The sequence below is a fragment of the Candidatus Poribacteria bacterium genome (assembly GCA_021162805.1).
Classification (GTDB): Bacteria; Poribacteria; WGA-4E; order B28-G17; family B28-G17; genus JAGGXZ01.
Genome location: JAGGXZ010000137.1, coordinates 1 through 23,266 on the forward strand (window position 1 = coordinate 1; position 23,266 = coordinate 23,266).

The 23,266-nt window shown below is 54.6% G+C and carries 15 protein-coding genes; 10 read left to right on the forward strand and 5 right to left on the reverse strand.

The window, feature by feature from the left end; genetic code table 11:
* From J7M22_10195 to rfbB, 3 genes are all read left to right on the forward strand, one after another.
* Positions 1-215: hypothetical protein (locus J7M22_10195; protein MCD6506980.1), on the forward strand; the 215-nt coding region annotated here is incomplete at its 5' end.
* 61 nt (positions 216-276) lie between these two features.
* Positions 277-1,032 (forward strand): NTP transferase domain-containing protein, encoded by a 756-nt coding sequence (locus J7M22_10200; GenBank protein ID MCD6506981.1) that lies wholly within the window; start codon positions 277-279, stop codon positions 1,030-1,032.
* Positions 1,029-2,024 carry a dTDP-glucose 4,6-dehydratase gene (gene rfbB, locus J7M22_10205; GenBank protein ID MCD6506982.1) on the forward strand — a complete coding sequence of 332 codons (996 nt, stop codon included), beginning with the start codon at positions 1,029-1,031 and terminating at the stop codon, positions 2,022-2,024. Before J7M22_10200 ends, rfbB begins: the two co-directional genes overlap by 4 nt.
* Before the next feature lie 7 nt (positions 2,025-2,031).
* On the opposite strand, the gene J7M22_10210 is transcribed toward rfbB, so the two are convergent.
* From J7M22_10210 to J7M22_10225, 4 genes are all read right to left on the reverse strand, one after another.
* On the reverse strand, positions 2,032-4,269 hold the full coding sequence (locus J7M22_10210; protein MCD6506983.1) for a hypothetical protein: 2,238 nt from the start codon (positions 4,267-4,269) through the stop codon (positions 2,032-2,034).
* A gap of 4 nt (positions 4,270-4,273) precedes the next feature.
* Positions 4,274-5,863 carry a hypothetical protein gene (locus J7M22_10215; protein ID MCD6506984.1) on the reverse strand — a complete coding sequence of 530 codons (1,590 nt, stop codon included), beginning with the start codon at positions 5,861-5,863 and terminating at the stop codon, positions 4,274-4,276.
* Between the two features lie 513 nt (positions 5,864-6,376).
* Positions 6,377-7,210 (reverse strand): DnaJ domain-containing protein, encoded by an 834-nt coding sequence (locus J7M22_10220; protein ID MCD6506985.1) that lies wholly within the window; start codon positions 7,208-7,210, stop codon positions 6,377-6,379.
* Positions 7,211-7,214: 4 nt separating this feature from the next.
* Positions 7,215-8,519: a hypothetical protein gene (locus J7M22_10225; protein ID MCD6506986.1), complete on the reverse strand. Its 1,305-nt coding sequence runs from the start codon at positions 8,517-8,519 to the stop codon at positions 7,215-7,217.
* A gap of 394 nt (positions 8,520-8,913) precedes the next feature.
* Between J7M22_10225 and J7M22_10230 the strand changes: the two genes are divergently transcribed.
* On the forward strand, positions 8,914-10,356 hold the full coding sequence (locus tag J7M22_10230; protein ID MCD6506987.1) for a phosphoglucomutase/phosphomannomutase family protein: 1,443 nt from the start codon (positions 8,914-8,916) through the stop codon (positions 10,354-10,356).
* Complete coding sequence (locus J7M22_10235) at positions 10,356-11,180, forward strand: hypothetical protein (GenBank protein ID MCD6506988.1); 825 nt, start codon at positions 10,356-10,358, stop codon at positions 11,178-11,180. The genes J7M22_10230 and J7M22_10235 overlap by 1 nt, the downstream gene beginning before the upstream one ends.
* Here the strand turns inward: J7M22_10235 and J7M22_10240 are convergent.
* A complete protein-coding gene (locus J7M22_10240; GenBank protein MCD6506989.1) occupies positions 11,153-13,372 on the reverse strand; it encodes a tetratricopeptide repeat protein in 2,220 nt (739 codons plus the stop codon). The genes J7M22_10235 and J7M22_10240 overlap by 28 nt on opposite strands.
* Before the next feature lie 531 nt (positions 13,373-13,903).
* On the opposite strand from J7M22_10240, the gene J7M22_10245 reads away from it, so the two are divergent.
* From J7M22_10245 to J7M22_10265, 5 genes are all read left to right on the forward strand, one after another.
* The gene (locus J7M22_10245) at positions 13,904-14,956 is read left to right on the forward strand and encodes a PKD domain-containing protein (protein MCD6506990.1); all 1,053 of its coding nucleotides are present in this window, start codon (positions 13,904-13,906) and stop codon (positions 14,954-14,956) included.
* A 208-nt stretch (positions 14,957-15,164) separates the two neighbouring features.
* The gene (locus J7M22_10250) at positions 15,165-17,189 is read left to right on the forward strand and encodes a DUF11 domain-containing protein (GenBank protein ID MCD6506991.1); all 2,025 of its coding nucleotides are present in this window, start codon (positions 15,165-15,167) and stop codon (positions 17,187-17,189) included.
* Between the two features lie 29 nt (positions 17,190-17,218).
* Positions 17,219-18,415 (forward strand): DUF11 domain-containing protein, encoded by a 1,197-nt coding sequence (locus J7M22_10255; protein MCD6506992.1) that lies wholly within the window; start codon positions 17,219-17,221, stop codon positions 18,413-18,415.
* Complete coding sequence (locus tag J7M22_10260; GenBank protein ID MCD6506993.1) at positions 18,412-20,076, forward strand: DUF11 domain-containing protein; 1,665 nt, start codon at positions 18,412-18,414, stop codon at positions 20,074-20,076. The genes J7M22_10255 and J7M22_10260 overlap by 4 nt, the downstream gene beginning before the upstream one ends.
* Positions 20,076-23,266: DUF11 domain-containing protein (locus tag J7M22_10265; protein ID MCD6506994.1), on the forward strand; the 3,191-nt coding region annotated here is incomplete at its 3' end. The genes J7M22_10260 and J7M22_10265, both read left to right, overlap by 1 nt.

Below are 23,266 nucleotides of genomic sequence, written 5' to 3' on the forward strand. Positions count from 1 at the left end.
GCAGCCCGGCCGCGTCGCGAACGGCCATATCGATCTTCAATATCTCCATCGGTCCCTGCCACTCGCCGCCATCGATCGAAAATTCGGCGACATCGAGTGGAAAGGCGTTCGGCTCATCCCTGAGGATAACCTCCCTCGGTTTCTCGGGGGAAGAGATGGCCAAGATCCTGTGCGAAAACGGGGCGAAGCTGCTCAGACTCGACTCTCCGCTGTGACTATGATATAATTTTCGTGTTCAAAACTTCATCTTCCCGATGACTCGGTGTGCTTATGGAGCTGAAAGGGGTTGTTCTGGCAGGGGGATTGGGGACGAGGCTCTACCCGATAACGAAGGTTGTCAACAAACATCTCCTGCCGATCTGGGACAAACCGATGATCTATTATCCCATTCAAACGTTAGTTAACGCCGGTATAACGGAGATACTGATCGTCTTGGGAGGCAACACGGCGGGCGAGTTCATCAAGCTTCTAGGCGATGGCAAGGAGCTCGGTATCAGATCCCTCTATTACGCCTATCAGAGAGGAGAGGGAGGGATAGCCGATGCGCTCCTGCTCGCCGAAGGCTTCGTCGGAGATGACAGATCCGTCGTCATACTCGGAGATAACGTTATAGAGGGAAACATCATAGGGCCGGTGGAGAGATTCAAAAGGCAGAGAAGCGGCGCTAGGATACTGCTGAAGGAGGTGCCCGATCCTCAAAGATTTGGGGTGATCGAGATCGATGAGGCGGGCAAGCCGATCAGGATCATCGAAAAGCCCCAAAACCCACCTTCAAATCTGGCGGTTACCGGAATCTACATGTACGATGCCAGGGTGTTCGATATGATCAAGACCCTGAAACCCTCCGAACGGGGGGAGCTTGAGATCACCGATGTTAACAACATGTATATACATCTCGGCGAGATGGAATACGATTTCCTTGAAGGTTGGTGGATGGACGCCGGGACGTTTGAATCACTGCTTCAGACCAGCACCCTTGTGGCGAAAACAGGGGCTAACAAGGTCAAGATCGAGGATAGGGGTTTGAGATGAAATGTGCTTTGGTAACGGGAGGTGCCGGTTTCATAGGCTCCCACTTCGTTAGATTTCTACTGGAAAAGTACGACTGCAAGGTGGTCAACTACGACCTCTTGACCTACGCGGGAAACGTCAGGAACATAGCCGACCTTATGGATAACCCGCGTCATACCTTCATACGCGGCGATATAAGGGATATGGATCATGTCGAAAGGGTGATGTTCGATTACGAGGTCGACACGGTGGTAAACTTCGCCGCCGAGTCACATGTCGATAGAAGCATCCTCGATCCGGGGAGCTTCATTCGGACGGACGTCTATGGGACGTACGTGCTGCTGGAGGTATCACGCAGGTGCGGGATCGAGAGGTTCCTACAGGTCTCGACCGACGAGGTATACGGCAGCAGGATGGAGGGCAAGTTCAACGAGGAGGATCCGCTCGATCCCAGCAATCCATACTCCGCCAGCAAAGCCGGGGCGGATCTGATGGCAAGGGCCTATTTCAAAACCTTTAACCTGCCCGTCCTTATAACCAGAGGCTGTAACACCATAGGGCCGTATCAGTATCCGGAAAAAGTTGTGCCGCTGTTCACCACCAACGCCATAGATAACCTGCCGTTGCCGATATACGGGGACGGGAGAAACGTAAGGGATTACATATTCGTCCATGACATATGCTCCGCCATAGCAGAAGTTCTGGAAAAGGGTAAGCCAGGCGAGGCCTATAACATCGGGACAGGAGGCGAAAACGAGAGATCGGTGATCCAGGTGGCCCGGGCGATCCTCTCCATTTTGGGCAAACCCGAAAGCCTGATAAGATTTGTGGAGGATAGACCCGGACATGACAAAAGATACCCGATGGATGTCTCCAAGCTGAGATCGCTCGGGTGGAGACACCGATACTCCTTCGAGGAGGCGCTGGAGATAACCGTCAGATGGTATGTGGAGAACCAAAGCTGGTGGAGGGAGATAAAGGCCAAAGACCCCTGGTTCAAAAAGAGGGAATAGATAACCTTCAATAGCCCGTGAGCCTATATCTGCCTCCCTCCTCGCTCTGGAAGCTGATCAGCTTTCCCTCCGATTCCCACTCGATTTGCCTACCGCTCTCATCCGTCACATCCAATTTCCCCCATTCCCTCGGCCTAAGCAGGCGGAACTCACCTCCCTTCGTGCTCAGCACCTCGACGTCCCGTATCCTTCCGCCCTTCAACTTCGCCGATATGAGAAACCCGCCGACCGCTCGCAGGTTCCAGAATTCGGCGTCGAGCTCCCTCGGCCAAGCGGGGAAAAGCCTTATGATCCCGTTCACGCTCTGGATCAGCAGCTCCGAGACGGCCATTGTGGCTCCGAACATCTCGGTGTATACGCCGAAGTCGTTGAATCGGTTTCCCGTTTCCAGCCTGTTCATCACCAGAACCCCGTTCGGGCGCGTCCTGAGTCTGCCTTCCTCTTTCAGGAACCTGTAGGCCGATGGGAGACTCAATCGGGCTTTGGCTATGGCGGTGATGACATAGCTGTTATTGCCGTTCGTGCTCATCCGTTCTATCGAGCGCGATAGTAGCCTCCTCTCCGCCTCGCCTGAGAAGAAGGTAACGTCCTCGCCAGGGAAAACCGGGAAGACGGGGATCGGGATGTTATAGGTTATCGGCGGAGCGCCCTCCACGTCCACGATCACCGGCTCCTCATCGTCTGAGGTCGGATACGGCGGGAGATGGCTCAGGGCCTGTTTCCATCTCTCCCTCGACCTTTCGTCCACCTCCAGGATCTGGCTCGCCCTGAGGGCGGCGCGTAGGATGAACTTCGCCAGCGCTATATCGAACGTGCAGTTTCGGTTCCTCTCGAAGTTACGGGTGATACCCCAATGTTCCGGCGAGACGGTCGGGTAGAGATCCCACGTTCCCTCCTCCTCGAACGTCTTACGCATGAAATTGGCGTAGAAGTCGGCCGCCTCACGCAGCACCGGATAGCAGGTCTCCTGCAGGAACCTTTCATCCATCGTGTAAAGGTAGTGCCACCAGAGGTTTTGAACCGTGAAAGCGGTCACCCCCAACGTCCGTCCCCATGTGAAGTGGAGGTATTGTCTGCCGTTTTTGCTCTTACACCTTTCGGGATCGCTCGGCTCGTAGGCGAATAGGACGTGAGGATAGTAGGCTCCTTCGACGTCAAACAGCTTCCGGGCGAGCCATCTGGCCCGCGGCAGATAGTTGAAAACCAGCCTGTAATACGGTTCAGCCAGATCGGGATGATTTGAAGGATAGACGCCCCAGAAGGTCTGCTGGATATTGTAGTTCGTGTGATAATCCCCATGCCAGGCCGGGCGGTTGTTTATGAGCGATGCGAACAACCCCGGGCATAGCCTGCCCGGTCTGCTTACACAGGCGAGGAAATACAGGTTCCGGTACCACATCGCGTTGAGCTCCTCGTCCGCCAGTCTAACCCCCGATCTCGCCCAGAACCCGCTCCACCATTTCCTCTGCTCGGCCGTCAGGTGCTCAAATCCCTTCTTCGCAGCCTTTTCCGCTAAGCCCTTGGCCATGTCGAGCGGGGCATCGGATTCATTGCTCGTCGCGATCGCAGCGGTTATCAGCCCCGATTCGCTTTCGCCCAGATATACGGCCACGGCATACCTCAAGGGAGCTATATCCAGATCGCCCGGTATCTTCCTCTCCATCCAGATAAACCTCTCGTCTCCCTCGACCTTCACCGGCGGCATCTCCTCATCATCGGCCGGATCGAGCGATACTTTAAGGGATGAGCCGGGCGCATAGATCACGAAGACGTTCATCTCGGCGCAGGCGAAGATCGTGACGGGTTCCCCCTCCCTGGGGAAGCTCCTTATCATCCCCTCACCGAGGGAGAGCCTATGATATTTGAAGGATTCATCCACATCCGGATCGACAAGGAGTTTGGCGCACAGCCTCGGGCAGGGATATGAATGCGCGTGATAGCTATCCTTCTCCTCGCCCGGCTGAAGGATGGAGCTCAGATCGCCCTGAGGTGCGTTCGATCCCAGCTCCCTGACCTTCTCCTTCAGCTCCCTTGTGGACATCAGTGGCGGATCCCTCGATGTGTCCAACCTCGCGTCCCACACATCGTTCTTCGTCATATGTAGGATGAACCCCTTCTCCTGCTGATAGACCAGGGCGTTTATATCGCCGTTGCCTATGAGCAAGGAGCTGTTCAGCAGATCGCCCAGGCTATCGAGGACCACATCCGCCTGAGCGATGGCATCCTGATATTCAAGCGTGAACATGGGATCACCTCTTTATGGGCTGAACCACGTTTAGGAACCGGTTTCGCCGGATCAAGATACCTTTCGACCTGCCGTCAGCGTAGATCCCCACGTCGGAGTTCTCGATGGAATTGCCCTCCACGATCACATCCTCGCACAGCCCCCTGACCTCTATCTTGGAATTGCTTCGCAATCGGTTGCGGCGGATGACGGTACATCTCGTCAGGGGGGATCTGCACGGCGGCGTCTCCAAACCTATGGTCGCTATGTGTGAGTCCAACGGTGGATACTCGTTCAACGGCCCTTTTAGCCCGTTGCCCTCGATTATCTCGTTGTCGAGGAACTGGACGAACCAGCTAGGCTGATATCCTCCGGCGTATTTCATCCCGATGTTGTGATACCCGCCGGCCCGTACGCATCTGTTTCGGGCGATTATATGTCCGATGGAGATGCCATAAAGCTGCACCGCCACGGTCGCGTCGTTAAACTCATTGCCGATTATGAGGTAGTTTCTCTGAAGCATGGTAACGCTCACCTCAGAGCTTGAGTCCGGCTCCACGTCCCATGGCGAGTCGAGCTCGATCTCCCGTCCATCATAACGGACGATGCGTCTGTATTGTCCCGCGCCTCTGCCCCCGAGTATGAAGACGGCGGCTCCCCTCCAGTCTCTGCCTCCCCAGTTCGGCTCGCTCGAAAGGATCAACTTGACGCTATCACAGGACTCCACCCCTCCGAAATATGCCCCTCCGCCGGCGTCTGACGTCATCGCCTCCCTGTCCCAGCCGAAGAAGTTTCTCAGCGTGTTGTGGGCGAAATAGATGTTCTGCGAGCAGCTTGATCCGTCGAGACAGTTCAATCCGCCGCCCGTTGACATCAGGTCACCGCCGATTATCTCATTTCGCTCGAAGATGAGCCCGTCGGAACCGGATACACAGTACCATCCCCAGCGCCCGTTGTAGAAGGTGTTATAGGCCACATATCCCCCTCTCACCCTGCTTAAAAACAGCGCTCTGCCGCTGCCGTAGAGATCGCACTCCGTTATCACGATATTTCTGCCGCCGAGCCTTATGAGATCCCCTCCGCCGGAGGAGTACCTGAGGAACCCCTTGAACCGATCGCTGATCTTATCCGGATCCTTCAGGAACAGGTAGATGTTCGCCCTGACTCTAACCCGTTTGATAAACACGTTCCCGGCGTCGGGTTCCGAGCCGAGATCGCCTGCGATCACATGTATGTAGTTGGCACAACATATGGTGATCTCCTCAAGCCCGAAGGAGTTCCTCCCCCTTATCAGCGCCTCCGGAGGCGAATCGGTCTCGTCCCAGTAGAGCGTCACCAGATCACGTCGCTCGCCCCTGAGCATGACAAATTTGGGTATGATCAGAGCGTCGGAGAGCCTGTATCGACCCCTGGGGAAGTACACCACGCCCCCTCCTGCCCTAGCTGCCCTCTCTATCGCCCTCTTTATCGGTTCCGTATCGTCTCTTCCATCGCCCCCGACCGCCCCGAACTCCGTCACATCGAAGATCGTTTCAGGCCATTTCGCCCTTCGGCGCACCTCGATCTCGATTCCTCCTCTCCAACCGGATTCCCCTCCCAAGCCGTTATGCACCATCACCTCGTAACGTCCCTCGGGGAGATCGGCGGGGATCGAGGCGTTGATCGCATAGGGCGAAACCTCATCGATCTCAAGCTCGACCTTCCCCTCCGACTTAAGCCCTCTCAGAATGAGCTTCGGGGATGTCCCCTCAAACGACAAGCACTTCCCGAAGAGCCTGATCCATCCTCCCGGGCTCGCTGAGACTCCCGCGTCGCCCTGAGCCCACCACGGATCAGGGCGGTTCAGAATCAGTTCCTTAGATCTTCCTCCCTGTGATCTGAGTCTGCAGACATAGAGATCGAGGTTCCAATCCTCTGGGATAACGAACTTCACCGATCGGTCGGTCACCTGAATCGGCCTGAGCTCGATCTGCCCCGTCGATGTCGTCGATACTTCGACGCTCTCCACGTCCGATATCCCCTCTCCGAATATCATCGCCGTCTCTCCGGGCTCCACCGGATCGGAACCCCATAGCGGGATCGCTCCGGCGGCCGTGAAAGCCCAGAGGAGGCCCGTCAATATCATGGTTTACCTCCTTCTGAGGAGAAAGTTCATGATCGTCTGATAGGCCTCGTTTATCCGCAGCATCTGACCCTCTTCTCCGCCTTTATCCGGATGATACATCTTGGCCAGCTCCCTATACCTGGTCCTGAGAAAGCCGATATCGGTTGTGGGGGATATCCCCAGGATCTCAAATCCTCTGCGCACCTCCTCAGGCATGGTCTCAAGGATCTCCCAGTCTCCTCCCGATCGGAGATGTCCCTTTCTGGGGCGGATGCTGATCCACCTGAGATGCTCCTCAAGCGCCATCGGGGACATCCTCCTCAGCATATCCACCTCACAGAAGAGCTCTCCCATCGCCTTATCCATGATCCTCTCCACGTCCCGTCTCTCCTCCCTTAAGAGCTTTTGCCTGAAGCGTTCGATCCTATCCTTTTTCGCCTCCGGCACGACCCTATCGTAGTACTCCCTGACCATCTCCCTGTATCTCCGCCATAGATCCGTCGCTATCCCCAGCTCCGCGAGGTTCCTCAGCTTGACTCCCACATATCCGTCCATTATCTCCCTGGCGATGTAGGAGGTTATCTCGTCGATTATGAGCTCCCTATCCCGATCCGGGAACCGGCTGAAGAGGGAGAAATCTATCTTTGAGGCATAGAACTCCTTCAATCCCTTCATGTCCCATCTGCGGACGAGCTCCGGCGGGGGTTTCGGGAAATTATCGCTCCAGACCCTGATCCTCCTGATAAACCCTCTGATCTTCGGATATGGAAGTATTATCTCCCTGTTCCTATCGAAGATCTCTCTCAGGGAATCGGAGATGAAGGTAAGGTAATAGGCGTAGTTTATCCTACCTTTCATTTTCTCATTTTCTCAAGACCGCCAGCAGCTCCTTAAGGTTTTTCCTTTCGGCATAGCTTTCCAGTTCGTCCGGCTCGGTGATTCCCTCCTCGACGTATGCGGCTCTTGCCTGTTCCATGGCGATCGCCCCGGCCTTCGGCCCCATCGGATGGTCCAACACGTTCGATCCTGCCAGGGCGGCGAAATCGTTTCCGAAGGCCTCTATGTTCTTGCCCAGGTTTTTGACCCCCAGACCGCCCGCCGTCACCGGAACGGTCTCCTTGAGATGACCCCAGGGCCTTCTGTAGACGTCGGCCAGTTTCAGAAGCATGTCCGGGTTGAGCGAGGCGACGTGCACGTTGAACTGTCCCATAACTCCGATCTGATAGAAATCACCGCCACAGAGCCTAATCAGCTTCGCCCAGACGACCTCATCTATCCTTCTGGGCCCCGTCGTCATGGCCGAGCGGCCGCCGCTATGGACGTAGATCGGCACGTCGATCTCCGGATCTGAGGCCAGCGCTTCGACGACGCTCAGGGAACTGGCCAGGATGGCGTTGAACATCACCCCTGTTGCTCCGAGGTCTATCGCCCGCTTGACGATGGACTTGATCTGATCGGGCCGTGCGATGATGTGCGGGCAATAGATAACCCTCCTGCCGGTTTCCCTCTCGGCCTCGTCAAGGGCCTTACGGACCAACCTGATCTTCTCATCCATCCGGCAGTAGTCAGGCCCCATCATCTTCTCATCATCTTTGATAAGCACGGCACCGCCAAGGGCGGCCTCATAACATTTCTCGGCCACCTCCTCCGGGGTCAACCCCGCGCACGGTTTGACGATCGTCCCCATTATCGGGGTATCATCCGGCAACCCTATGATCTCCCTTATCCGTTTGACCCCGAATTTGGGGCCGGGGAACCTCTCAAGGACTTTCAGCGGCAGCTCGAAGTCCAGATAGGCCACCTTCTCATAGTAGACGAACTCCAGTATCGGACCGCCGACCGAGAGCATCTGAAGTTGGTAGAACATATCGGCATCGAGATTGAGATTGCGTATCGGCGAGCGGACGTATATGACCCCCTCGCCATCGCCGTATACCTCGACCTTGTTCACATCGGCCTTGGCCTTGAGATAGGTTTCGGTGACCGGCTTGGTTCCGATCCACCTGCCGGTGGTCTCCTCCTCGGCCACCTTTTTGGCCGTCTCGATCAGGTCGGCATTCGTTTTGATATAGTAGACGAACTGTATGGATTCCTCAGGATCATGTTGGGATTCGAACTCGACGACATCAAGCGGCTTTCTTCCCTTTATCTCGACCGGTTCGTACATTCACGTCCCTCCTGAAAGAGATGAAGATCTGGCTTTTATGATACGATAGTTGAACCTCCAAGTCAACCGCTCTTATGCGATGGAAACTGCCATCATAGTAGGCCACTGGTATCAGCCATCTGGAACTTCATCATGGAGAGCTCCGCCCACACAAGGCTATCCATCACGCCGTTTCCGACGGCATACCCCCTTCACGCTGGAGACGGGTCGGTTGAGCCTTATATCCATTCGATGATCCGGTTGAAATTTGATAGCGCTGATCCTATAATTGTATGTACCCTCGGCTCAATGGGTAAGGGAGATCCCCGAATCTCATTCCTTGGTCCTGCTCCCCTATCCTTTCGAGAGGATATCATTTATCAGCGACAGAAACTACCTGTTAGGAGGTTTGAAGATGGCCAGGATAAAGTTCGGCACCTCCGGATGGAGAGCCGTCATAGCGGAGGATTTTACCTTCGATAACGTGAGGATCGCCTCACAGGCGATAGCCGAGTATCTCGAGGAGAAGGGGATCGCCGATAGAGGAGTGATCGTCGGATATGACACCAGGTTTCTATCGGAGAGGTTCGCCCTGACCGCTGCTGCCATTTTGGCGAGGAATGGGATAAGGGCCTTCTATACATCCGGGCCGACTCCCACACCGGCGATAGGATACGAGACGGTAAGGCGAAATGCCGCCGGCTCCATCAACATCACAGCGAGCCACAATCCTCCCGAATGGAACGGCCTCAAATTCTCACCTCACTGGGGAGGTCCCGCGCCGGAGGAGATCACCTCCAGGATAGAAGAGATATCCGATAAGATCGCTCGATCCGGAGATATCCCCGATGAGATGGATCCGGATGATGCCAGGGAGGAAGGGCTGATCGAGGATATAGATCCAAGATCCTTCTACCTGGACAGGATCAGAGAACTGGTTGATATGGAAAGGATCAAGAAGGGCGGGCTTAAGGTGATCGTCGAGCCGATGTACGGAACGGCCGTCGGATATCTCGACACGCTCCTGAGGGAGGCGGACTGTGAGGTCGTTCTGCTGCATCGGGAGCGCAATCCGCTTTTCGGCGGCAAACCGCCCGAGCCCGCTGAGGAGTTCCTCGCCGAGACGATAGAGGCGGTCAGATCCTCGGACGCTGTCTTAGGGCTATGCACCGACGGGGATGCTGACAGGTTCGGAATCATAGACGGTGACGGCACCTTCATCGAGCCGAACTATATCCTCGCCCTTCTCCTGAGATATCTCATCCACACTCGCGGGTGGAAGGGGGAGGTCGTCAAAACCGTCGCCACGACACATCTTCTCAACCGGATAGCGGAGAGATACGGCCTTCCGGTCTATCAGACCCCTGTGGGATTCAAGCACCTGGGAAGAAGGATGGTTGAGAACCCCGACATAACGATCGCCTGTGAGGGCAGCGCAGGATTCACGATCCGGGGACATATCCCCGATAAGGACGGCATCCTGACCTGCATGCTCGTCGCCGAGATGGTCGCCGCGTCGGGAAAAGGACTCTGCGAGCTGCTGGATGAGCTCTATCGTGAGGTCGGCAGGTTGGTCTTCCGTGAGGAGAGAATACCGGTGCAGATAGACCGTGAGAAGTTCATCAAATCGCTCAAGGGAAATCTACCGGACCGGCTCGGAGGGAAGAAGGTGGTAGAGATCGATCGGACCGACGGGTTCAAATTCATACTTGAGGACGGTTCATGGATAGGGCTTCGACCCTCCGGAACTGAGCCGCTGGTGCGCTGTTATATGGAAGCGCCAAGTGAGGAGGAGATCAAAGCCATACACAGGGATGCGGAGAAGCTCATCGCAAGGCTCTCGAAGGAGGTGGAATGATGCTGGAGGTCGAAAGGGAGAACCTGATGGAGATAGCGGGGCTGAGCCAAAGGGGGAAAACACTCAGCATAGTCGATCTGATCGAGGCCAACACCGTGCCCCTTCAGATGGCTGCCTACTCGCTTTACGTGATCTCACGGGGCGCTTCCATATTGACGGCCGCCAAACCGGGAAACGCCGGCAAGACCACCCTCCTGGCCTGCCTGTTGACCTTTATCCCGCCGGGGAGCCAGATCGTGACCATAAGCTCACCCTCAGTGCTCGGATCTCTGAAGGATGATAGGCCGACGTATATGCTGATACATGAGATAGGTTCCGGACCCTGGTATGCGTACCTCTGGGGAAAGGACGTGGGCGAAGCCTTCAGGATGATCCGACCCGGCAGATATCTCGCCTCATGCATACATGCCGATACACTCGATGAGCTGAGGGGGATACTCATGTCAAGGGAGCTCGCCGTCTCGCCTGACGATTTCTGCAAGCTCGATCTGGTCTATTTCATGCATATGGAGGGCGGATATTTCACGGGATATAGAAGACGAGTGGCGACGATGTACGAGGCGTTCAATGGCGCACGGAGACACTCTCTACTCTTCAGATGGGATCGAAAGGGGGATAGATTTCTGAAGGAGGACGATTCGGATCTTATCCGACGGCTGGCCGCTAGGTCCGGAGAAACGGATCAAAAGGTCAGGGAGGGGATCGAGAGGTGTGAGCGGTTTTTAAAAGTGCTCTGCGATAAGGGTATAAACGATTTCAGGGAGGTTAGATTTAGAGTTGTGGATTTCCTCGAGGATCAGGGCTGGGGAGATGTAAGCTCCTGAATTCGCTTCCTGGCGATGGGGGCGAGACCGCTTCTCGGGAATTTCTCCACCAGCTTCGAATAGAGCTCTACCGCCCGTTGGGGGTTTTGGGCCGTCTCCATCCCCGCAAGATCCATTTGGGCGCGCGGGGCAAGGGGCGAATCGGTCGATGCTATCTGTTGTAGTATGTGTTTCGCCTCTCCTACGTTCCCAAGCCCTTCCAGGATGACCGCCATCCTGTATCTGGCGTCGTCCGTTATCCGGCTGGAGGGAAATCGGTTGAGCAGCATCCCATAGGTGGCAAGCGCCTTTACAGGTTGACCCTGTTTTTCGTATCTCATCCCATCGACGAACATCGCCAACGGCTCGTAAAAGAGATCGCCGTTCAGCTTGATAAGGCTTAACCTCTTCAGCGCTTCTTTGGTGATCTCGTCGTCACCGTCCTTCTCCGCAAGGGCCTCGTATTCCCTCGCCGCCTCATCGAACATCCCCTGCCAGAAGAACCAATCCCCCTTAAGCTTGCTCAGAAGGTTCTGTGGGACCTCGGGCTGACCCTTAAGGCGATCGAGTTCAACCTTGGCCTCATCGTATCTGCCGAGCAGGACGAGGCATTCGGCGGCCTTTATCCTGGCAGATGTAGATCCGGCTCCGGAGGTCATGGACTGAAGGGATCTGAAGGTGGCGAGCGCCCTCTCGAGACGCCCGGATCTCATCTGAATCTCACCCAGAAGCTCATATATCCGGGGGGATCTCACGCCCTTCGAGATCATATCCTCTAAAACCTGCTCACCTTTGTCCGGCCTTCCGATCTTCATATATATCCGTGCCGTAGCGAGCGAGGCTTCAGCGGCGAATCGGCCATGGGGGAAAAGCTCCACGATCGACCTGTAATAGAGGAGGGCGATTTCAGGCTTTCCCATCCTCTCAAGCCTCTCAGCGTACCTCTTGATCGTGCTCCCCTGATCGATGTAAATTTTGGTGAGCCTCCTGAGCTCATCCAGAGCGCCCGTGTACTCCTTCTTGTAAAACAGGAGTTCTATCAGAGCAAGCCGATATCCGGGGTTCCGCGGCTGAGCGGAGATCGCCTCTCTGACGCTTTCGATCGCCCTATCCAGCGTCTTTCCCTCCTTCCCCTCGGGCACGATCTGCATCATCTTCCTTATCATCCGCTCCCTCACCCCATATCCCACGCCGATGTTGAGGATCGCTTTGATGTACGTATCTATCGCCTTTTCGGTATCGCCGAGTATCCTGTAGATATCGGCCAGTTGAGAGTAGATGTATGAATCAGTAGGACGCCGTTTGAGGGCGGCGAGGTATTGTCGGACGGCCATGTCGTACATCTCGTGCGATTTAAATATGGAGGCCAGACGCTGCCTCCGGTAGGATTCGTCGTAGGAGGTGACGTTTAGTATCCTCATCCATGTCCAGATAGCCTTTTCCCTATCGCCCTTCATCAGATATGCCTCGCCGAGCTTTTCGATCAATGAGGTATCGTTCGGATTGAGCTGCCGTCCTGTCTCCAGAATCCTGATCGCCTCGTCATATCTCCCCTGTCGGATATATACGTCCCCGAGATGACGTGCGAGATCGGTATTTCGCGGATTCTTCGATAGAAAGCTCCTCAACAGGGCCTCAGCCTTATCGAATCGTCCTTGAGCGACGTATAGATCCGCCAGCATCGAAAGCACGCTGCTGCGATACATGCTGGTGGGATACAGATTCAGGAGCTTCTCAAACGCCTTAAGGGCGTCCTCTCTTCTGCCCTGAATGTAAAGGTAGTTTCCCACGTAGTATAGTGCCGTGGCTCCCGCCTGGGTAGATGGAAATTTATTGGCTATTCTCCGGCATACCTCGACCACCTTATCGTACTGATATCTCCGCGAGTAAAGTGAGGCCAGAGAGGCGACGGCCTGGGATGCGTACGAGCCATCGGGCTCCTTCTCGATAGCGAGCGTCAGATAGGAGTGGGCCGATTTATAGTCGCCTTTCCTCAAATAGCATCTTCCGAGCTTGACCAACACGGCGGGCCTGTTTCCCAGGTCGGGATTCCCCTTTATCAGATTTTGATAGGCCTGGATCGCCTCATCATATTTGCCCTCGTAATAGAGCTGATCGATCTGACTCAGCCTCATTTGCAACTTGGCGGGGATATCGCCTGCCGCTGAAAAGGTTATCAGGATTGAAAGGATAGCGATCATGCTTGCTTTCATTATCACATCACCCGGTTCAAAGCATATCATCTTCCGGATGAAAATGTCAAGCGAAAGCTCGCTTCAGGGAGAAGAACGAGCTTGCTTTATGATCGACTATGTGCTATACTTTGATTAAACGGGCGATCCTTTCAGAGGGTATATCCCCCCTGAGATACAGGAGTTAAGTTTCCTCAGTTTAGGAGGTTTTGAATGAAATTTCAGTGGGTTGGAGCTTTAGGGCTTTGCATCTTGTTTTGGGCCTTCCTGATCGGGATGGCTCCGGGACAGACTGTATACTTCGAGCCGAGTGAAGTGACGGTCAAGCAGGCGGGAGAGAGCTTCTCCGTCGAGCTGAAGGTCAAAGATGTCAAGGATCTATACGGTTTCGAGGTATCCCTCACCTTCGATAAAACGGCTTTGACCTTGAAATCGGTGGATGAGGGCGATTTTCTCAAGAGCGACGGCGGCCAGACCTTCAAGACGAACATAAAGGACGCAGACGGAGCTCTGGTAGGAGCGGCTGTCACCAGGCTTTTGGAGGAGAAAGGGATAGACGGTGAGGGCACCCTTCTGGTGCTCGATTTCGAGGTCGTCGAACCGAAAGAGGTTAAAGTCGATCTTTCCATTAAGCTGAGCGACTCAAACGCACAGGAGATACCGGTCGCCGATGTCCTCCCACTCACGGTTAAGCCGGCTGGGGCGGAAAATCAGCCCCCCGTCGCTGTGGCGGGTGAGAACCTCACCGTTAAGGTCGGCGAGGAGATAACGTTCGATGGAGGCAAATCCTCTGATCCCGACGGACAGATAGCATCCTATGAATGGGATTTCGGTGACGGCACGAAAGCCGAGGGTGTTCAGGTCAAAAAGATCTACGATAAACCCGGTGAGTATCAGGTGACGCTGACGGTAACCGATGACAAGGGTGCCACGGCAACCGCCACGCTCACCGTCACCGTCAAGGAGGCTGGAGAGGCGGTCATAAGGGAGCACACCGATGGCAGCCCGATGCTTGCCCTTCAGGCCAAATTCCCGGCGGAAAACACTCTGGGCAAGGCATATATAGACGTGTGGAAGGGTTCCTTCGAGGTCAAAAAGGGCATGTTCCTGGAGTATCAGATCTACATGCCTTCGGGTAACCCGCATTTTAAAGCCGGGGTGGAGGTTCACACCTCCGACGGAACCGTCCTGGGGAAAATCACCGATCCCAAACCGGTGGACCAGAACGGCGTTAGCTCTGCTCCATCGACTGACCTCGCCCAGGCTGCCCGTGATAGATGGTATCACAGGAAGATCTCCCTCGACGCCCTTGCGGGCAAAACCATAGATGCCATCGTGTTAGCGACTGAAAGCTCGGAGCATCAGCCGGGGCTGTTCAGAGCATACGTGGATAACATTCAGATAACCGACGGAAATGTAAGGCTGCTCGATGTCTACATAGACGGTGATAACGTCCCCGCCACCGGTCAGCCCGAATCGACCCTTTCGGAGACCATCCCGTCTGAAGGCGTTGAGGATGCTAAGGTCTCCGTCGAGAAGGTCGTTGCTGTTGAACCGGCGGGGAAACTGGTGACCCCATGGGCGAAGATCAAGGCGATGCGTTAGGTTAGATGGAGAGGTGAGGGAATTCGACTTCCCCGCCTCTCACCTGTGCAGAGGCTTTCCCAAAACATGTATCTTGTTTCACACCGTTTCGATCCCCCTCGCTTATAATCTCATAGTTTTAGTGTAGGCATAGAAGTTGCTAGATTTCCGTTGAGGAAATCTCGAATCTGTGTTATTATTTTTAGAAATCCAGCTTTGGGGTTGCTCGATGAGAGGTCTCAGCTATGTAGTGGCTCTCATATTTCTTATCTCCTTTCTCCCGGTTCTCTCCTCGGCTCAATATGTAGCTCTACCTACGTCTGATGTCGGGGACGGAAAGTTCCTTTGCATAGCCGGCAACAGAGTATCAGGGGGGATAGGGAATCAGAAGGTAGTGTTGTGGTTTAATATCCCAGCAGGTACAGCTACCTTTAACGTGGCCGTCTTCGATGGAGATCAGGGGGGATACTGGGATATAACCTACAATGATCCTAATGTGTCGGTGTGGAGGCTGTATGCCGATCCCCAGAAGTCGCCTTCCGGCGGTCAGCTCGTCGATAGTTGGACAAGCGAGGAGATGCTCGATAACACCTGGTATACCAGATCCGTGGCCGTCTCAGACGCCGCCCGATCACCGATCGGCGATTATTTCTACAGACTGGAGGTCATGTGGCAAAATCCGGCTACCTCGGACGATCTCAACGGATTTAAGGTGGGAACAGATGTTGGAACCATCGCTGCCGTTCCGGGAAGCGAGCTTTGTTTTATAGGGGCTACACTGAATACCCCTGGCGATCATGACGGCCCTGGAGCCGATCCCCCTACCAGTTATGACGGCACGTGGGATTTCTATATGTGGGTTCCGGCTGGATTGAAGAGAATAACCTTCCAGGAAGGCGATGCGGATTGGGGGCCGAGTGGCGCTCCTCCCGATAATAACACCAGAAAGCCGGAGTTCGCCGTCGGTGATGACATAAGCTTCACCGTCTACGGTCCTGACGGAAACCCGATGCCTCTATCTCCACCTGGCAGTCAGCCCTCAGGAAACAGGCAATTCGTGACGCATATACTGGACGCGTCTGATCTCGGCCTTGAAACCCTACCATCAGGCGTTTACAGATGGCATTGGGAGGGGGTTGATATGCATAATCAGACGATCATCATCCCTTCTTTTGATCTCTTCTCCCAGCCGCCGCCCCCCCTACCCGTGGCCGGGGTCAGAATAGAGCCTGATCTATCTCAAATAGCCTATCCCGGTCAGACTCTCTCCTTCACCCATACTGTCTCCAATGATGAATCGTTCCCCGATGTTATCGATATATCCATCTCCAACCCGCTGGGCTGGCAGACCTTTCTGCTTAAAAGCGACGGCGTAACTCCCTTAATGGACAGCAACAACAATGGGATTCCGGACGTGGGATCGGTTCCCGGGGATTCTTCGGCTAATCTGATCCTAAAGGTCTCCATACCCTCGGATGTTGTCGGGGGAACCGTGAGCACTATAACGCTAACGGCTCGATCCTCATCCACATCGGCCTCTGATCAGGTGAAGGATACCATCGTGGTGTCCTCCTATCAGGGCCTGAGCATCACCCCGAACAACTCCGGAACGGCTAAACCCGGCCAGAGCATCCTTTATCAGCATCAAGTCAAAAATAAAGAGAGCTTTCAGGATACGATAGAGCTCATACCGACGAGCAGCCAGGGATGGACGGTGGTTCTCCTGGATGAGAACAACAACCCGCTCGTCGATACAAACGGATCTGGATCGGTCGATACGGGGCCGATCGGCGCCGGGGCCACCAAAAGCATAAAGGTTCAGCTTATACTTCCCCAGGACGTTGCTCCGGGCACGGTGGATACCCTTACCTTGCTCGCCCGATCTGCCACGACGTCCCTATCCGATACGGCTACAGATGTGACGACCGTGACTGAGCCGGATAAGCCTAAAATAGAGGTAACTAAATCGGCGGATAAGTCAACGGCAAAGCCTGGAGAGCTTGTGACCTATACCATAACCTATCGCAACACGGGAACGGCAACGGCCTACAACCTGGTCTTCACCGATATAGTGCCGCAGAATACGGAATTCGTCAGCGCCTCCGGATCGGGCGCATCCATAAGTTACAGGCATAGCCCAGGCGGAGAGTTCGATTCATCCCCAGCTCAGCCGATCATCGCCGTTAGATGGACTATCCCCTCGCTCTCGCCTGGTGGAACGGGAAGTTTAACTTTGGTGGTGAAGGTTAAATAAAGTTAGATTTAAGTGATCGAGGTGAGATGATGAAGGGAATCATAAAGGTTATCGGTTTGATCTCAGTTGTAACCGCCGTGTCAATCGCATCGGCGCAGACCACCGGAGGGATGATACCATGGGAATTTGAAGGATACACGGTTGAGATTCACTCTCAACCGCAAAACATCCCTCAGCTCGCCGATATACTTCCATTCATCGCCGCCCAGCTTAGCAGGGAGGATTGGTTTGGGCTGCGGTTCGGAGGAGTTAATCCCGATACCTTTTGGGTCTATGAACTCTACGATGCCGATGCTGATAAACCTGTAAAACGGATAACGCTGGCCGAGATGATGGGGATGGAGACGGAGAACGGATGTAAGATGATACTGGATGATCAAGTCAATCCGACCGAAATTATCACCCAATATGAGATACTCAAGGGCGATTATCACCTGATATTCAAGAGAACCATATCGCTTTTGGATGATCCGAACCTCCCCGGCGGGAAAAGGGTTGTGATGACCTATTCCATCGAGAACAAAAACCCCGGAGCTCTCATGCTCAGGTTGACGGAGAGATGGGCTCACGATGATGAGGCGATCGTCGAGGGAGATAGATCCATCCTGACACTTAGTAAGGGAAAGGAACACAACGGATTCCCCATACTGGTTCAGGTCTTCGACGGTCAGATCGATGGGATCGAGGTCAAAAAAGCCGCTGGGGAGATGGGTTTGTCCGTTACCATCACCGCTCATAAGGCGATTAAAGTGGAAAGGACCTATGCGAAGCCCACGACTTATCTGGGATCGGTCTCCTTCGGTGTCGCCACCACCGAAGATCCGGATTACTGCCTGGAACAGGCGAAGAACATAGCAGAGTACCTGGCTACGGGAAACCCCAAGCCGGTGCTGGTGGTCGAGACGAGGGTGGATAAATGGGAGGCGCTCCCCGGCGAAGAGGTCACCTACACGCTCAATTGTTTCAACAACGGGACCGGACGAGCGGTGAACGGTGCCGTCATAGAACCCATGCCTTCCATGGTCCGATATCTGCCCGGCAGCGCCAAGGGAGAAGGGACGAGGATAAGCTACTCCGTTGACGGTGGACAGACTTTTCATGAGAAGGTCGAGGACGAGACGGCTGTGACGCACATAAGGTGGGAGATACCCGGCCCGCTTTCGCCAGGCGAGTCGATCGAAATGAGTTTCAAAGCCAAGGTTAAAGGCGCGGGGGCTGAGGAGTGAGGGGATTGAGAGCCCTATTGATATCCATATTGATATCAGCTTTCCTGACGCCGTTTCTCTCATTCGGAACGGCCACACCGGCCGGGACGGTCATAAAAAATTCCGTAACCGTTACCTATGCCGATTCGGCCGGGAATCAATACTCCGGCGCATCCAATGAGGTAGCGGTAACCGTCAGTCGGATCTACGGCGTTGAGATCACCCCTCCCACAGATGAGAGGACGAACGTCGCTCCCGGCTCATCGATCATCTGCCCGGCGACCATAAAGAATATCGGCAATACCCCTGATACTTTCTCCATCTCGGCGGTGAGCGATCAGGGGTGGACCGTCAGGGTTTATCCCGATCTGAACCACGATAGAACCCTTCAGGACGGCGAGAGGATCCCCGTCTATTCCACTCCATCACTGAATCCCGACGGGACATATGACGTAATCATAGAGGTGCTCGTGCCGTCTGATGCACCGATGAGTACGAAGGACACAACGCGGATGACCGCCACCTCAACAGGTGATGGAAGCAAAAGCGATAGGATAGAGCTCACCACTACCGTAGGTGGTCCCTCTCTGTCGCTGCTTAAAAACTCCGATAGGAACGAAGTGTTCCCCGGGGAGGAGATAAACTACACGATAACTGTCTCAAACACCGGAACAGCAAGCGCCTATAACCTTTCCATCACCGATCAGATCCCCGCTTACACCAGTTACGTCCCTGGAAGCGTGAAGGTGATAAACGACACCATCGCAAACGTCTCCTTTGAGGGCAATAACTCACTAATCCGATGGAGCATAGGCGAATTGGCATCAGGCGTGACCAAGAAGCTGGAGTTCAAGGTCAAAGTCGGCACCGACGCACCGAACGGATATGAGATACTTAATAAGGTCCTCGCCGGATATGAGTATCCGAACGGGAGGGGAAGACCGCAGATCTCAGCCGAAATGAAGGTGATGGTCAAAACCCAACCGGGGATCTCGCTGTCGCCCGATAACTCCTCCTCGGTTGAAGCCGGGGTGAAGGTCTCATATGCTTTCTCGGCGGTCAACACAGGGAACGTCTCCGATACGTTCGACCTCACCATATCCTCCAGCACGGGCTTGAACTGGAGCTTATATATCGATCGGAATGGAAACGGTGTTATAGACCGGAATATCGATCCGCCGATATCCGATACGGATGGCGATGGCATGCCGGATACAGGCCAGATAGATGCTGGATCGTCGATCAAGCTGATCGCCGTGACAACTATCCCGCCGGGGACAGCGGATAAAACGGTGGATAAGACGTCCGTCATGGGCAGATCCAGCCGCAATCCTTCGTTAACCGATTCCGTTAATTTCACCACAACCGTCAAGGCGCCTAAGGTGACCGTGAGCAAAAAGGTCATTCCTGAAGGCGATCAGCCGCCGGGGACGGTGCTGACATATGTAATAGAGTATCACAACGATGGAACCGGAACGGCTTACTCAGTAGTATTGACCGATGCGATACCGCCGAATACCTCCTATGTGGAGAACAGCGTTACGGTGGACGGCGCTTCTAAGACGGATACCCCAAATGACGATGATGGGGTTTCGGTGGTCAATCGTGTGGTGACGGTTAACGTGGGAGATCTGCTTCCCGGTACCGGCGGCAGGATAACCTTCAAGGTGAAGATAGAGTGATGAGTAACTTTCGAGTCGGTTTTCTCATATCCTTCATATCGCTTCTTCTGATATCGACCTCCTGGGCCGAGACGCCTGCCGGAACGGTCATATCCAACACCGCCCTGATCAAATATAGCGATGCCGGGGGATATCAGTATGAGGCCAGAAGCGCTCCCGTTCAGACCAAGGTATCGGGACGAGTGCTCCTTTCTGTGACCAAATCGGCCTCTCTCACGGAGGCTCTGCCCGGTGATACGGTTGTCTACACGATCTCCTATCGCAATGATGGGAACAGCCCGGCGAGCCAGGTATCCATCACCGATCAACTCGCTGGAGGATTGCTCTTTGCCTCAGCCAGCAACGGCGGCACCTTCTCCGGCGGTGTCGTCAGATGGGATTTGGGAACGCTACCGGCTGATACATCCGGAACGGTTCAATTGAGTGTGAGGATCGCCGACGGTATGGCTGTCGGCACAAACATATCGAACGTCGCCGTCATAGATAGCCTCGAAACTGATCCTATCACCAGCTCGCCCGTCGTGGTCAGGATCAAAGGTCAAGCTTCCCTCAGGATCGAGAAGATCGGGTCGCCGAATCCCGTGTTTGCCGGCGACGAGATCACATACACGATCTCATACGAAAATGGGGGGGATGCCCCTACGGAAAACGTAATCCTCACAGATCCTCTGCCTCAGTTGACAGGTTTTGTCCTCGCATCCAACGGCGGTCTCTTCGATACCGGAACGAAATCGGTGACTTGGAACATAGGAAAGCTGGAACCCGGCGATAAAGGCAGCGTCCAGCTCGTGCTCAAAGTCGATCCGAACGCGCCCGACGGCTCAACCATACGTAATGTGGCCTCCATTAAAGCTGATGGGATCGGTCCTATCTCCTCTTCTCCTACGGATATAACCGTCTACCGGGTGCCTTCCATGGAGGTATCCAAGGAATTAGCGGAGAAGGTGACGATCCATGAAGGGGAAGAGGCGGATATCGGATATATCATCAGATATCGTAATGCCGATTCCACCGTCGTGGCCAGAAACGTCACCATAGTGGACGATATCCCTACAACAGCGGCCGTTTTTCTCAACGCCACGGGAACCTATTCGGTCGAGAAGGAAGGCGATGAGGTCAAAAAGGTAACATGGTCACTGGGAGATATAAACCCCGGAGAGGGAGGAGAGATCAGGATAACGCTTCGAACCAAGTCGACGATCAAAGCGAACGACGCCGTGGTCAACACTGGATCTATGAGGGGGGATAACTTCTCACCGCTCGCCTTTGCCGCTCCTCCGGTGGTAATCGTCAAAGCCGCTGCTCCGGCTCCGAAGCTGGAAATCGTTAAGACCGTGGATAAGCTCACAGCCAATCCAGGCGATACCCTCATTTACGTCATAAAATACCGGAACACAGGCAACGCTGACGCCGCCGATGTGGTAGTGGAGGATGAGCTTCCGGATTGGCTCTCCTTGGTTCCGAATACCGTTACCCAAGGGGGCTCCTACAAAGAGGGCAAGATCACATGGGAGCTCGGACCGCTACCATACGGGGAGGATTGGTATCAAGTTTCCTTCCAGGCCAGGGTAAACGAGCTGATACCCAAGCCTGAGATATTCATCCGAAATAGAGCGGCGATATATCAGAAAGGGGTGGCTATCGAGCCTCAGAAGATCTACAGCGATTATGTTAAGACGATGGTGCCGGGGAACTCAACCGGTCCTTCCATCTCGCTGATCGCCGATCCGGATGAGATACTGGGCGATGGTAAACAGAGTTCCACGCTCACGATCACGGTATATGCCGATGCTGAGCTGAAAAGGCCTACACCTTCCGGCACGAAGGTAACGATCACCACCTCCCACGGCAAATTCCCTAACGGCGGTCAAAGTATCGATCTATCGACGGATGAAAATGGCAGAGCCGTGACGCAACTTATCGGAGATCTGGTAGGGGATACATATGTCGAAGCTCAGGCTGTAGCCACAGCGGATACACCATATGGATCGGCCAGCGATACGGTGAAGATCATATTTTATCCTGGAGCGATATCCGGTGTGGTGACGGATTTCTCCAGGGGAAACAAACCCGTTCAGGGTCTTAACCTGATGGCGCGCGATAAGGCGATGGTCCCGCTTAAACCCGCCCTGACGGGGGAGGACGGAAGATTCATGATCTTCATCCCGAAGCCGAATTACTACGCGATAACCTTGGAGGCTTTGGATAATCTGGGCAGGAGATTCCAGATCGCCTTTGATGTGGATGCTAAGGAGGCCTTCGGAAAGCTCTACTATATCTCGAACGCCATAACCGGACATTTAATCGATGCGACGAGCGGAAAACCCGTGCCCAAAGCGAAGGTCAGACTCAGGACATCGGCCGGAAGCCTTCTTGCCACGGCCCTGACCGATCAGAACGGCATGTATCTCTTTAAAGATCTGACACCCGATCTGTATGCTGTGGAAGCGGTTGAGGTGCCGGAAGGGTATAAATCGGTCGGGCCGGTTCAAGTCGACGCCAGCCAACAGGGACAGATCGTGTTGAACGTGGATCTAAAACTCGAGAGGGCCGTTAACATAAAGGTAACAAAATCGGTGGATAGGACTCTGGCCACGAAAGGCGACCTGCTGACCTATACGATCTCATATCTAAACACGGGGGGGGCGATCTCGGATGCCGAGCTGATCGATGAGCTTCCGGCAAACCTCGTTTTCGTCCAGGCCTCGAATGGCGGTAAGTTTGAAGGCGGGACGGTCAGATGGACGCTCGGAGAGATCCCCACAGGCGGTTCAGGCGATGTCAAGCTGGTGGTGAGGATATCCGATTCGGCCCCCACATCGTCCTTTACCCTCACCAACGTAGCTCTGGTGAGAAGCCTCTCCGATCCGACCTTACAGTTCCGATCGGCTCCCGTTCAGACCCTTGTTGGAACAGCCGCCATTATGCTTCAGAAGAGAGCCGATCGGAGCGAAGTCAAACCCGGCGATAAGGTAACCTATACGATAAGCTACAAGAACACGGGTTCGTTGGACTTGAACGGGATCACGTTGACGGACTCATTACCGCAGGGACTTAAGCTGATAAGCGCGCCCGGGGCGCGAATCGATGGGGATAAGATCTCATGGAGCATCGATAAGCTTCAAAGCGGGGCATCCGGATCGGTCTCGCTGATCCTTCAAGCTGATGAGGGGATCACGACGGAGAGAAA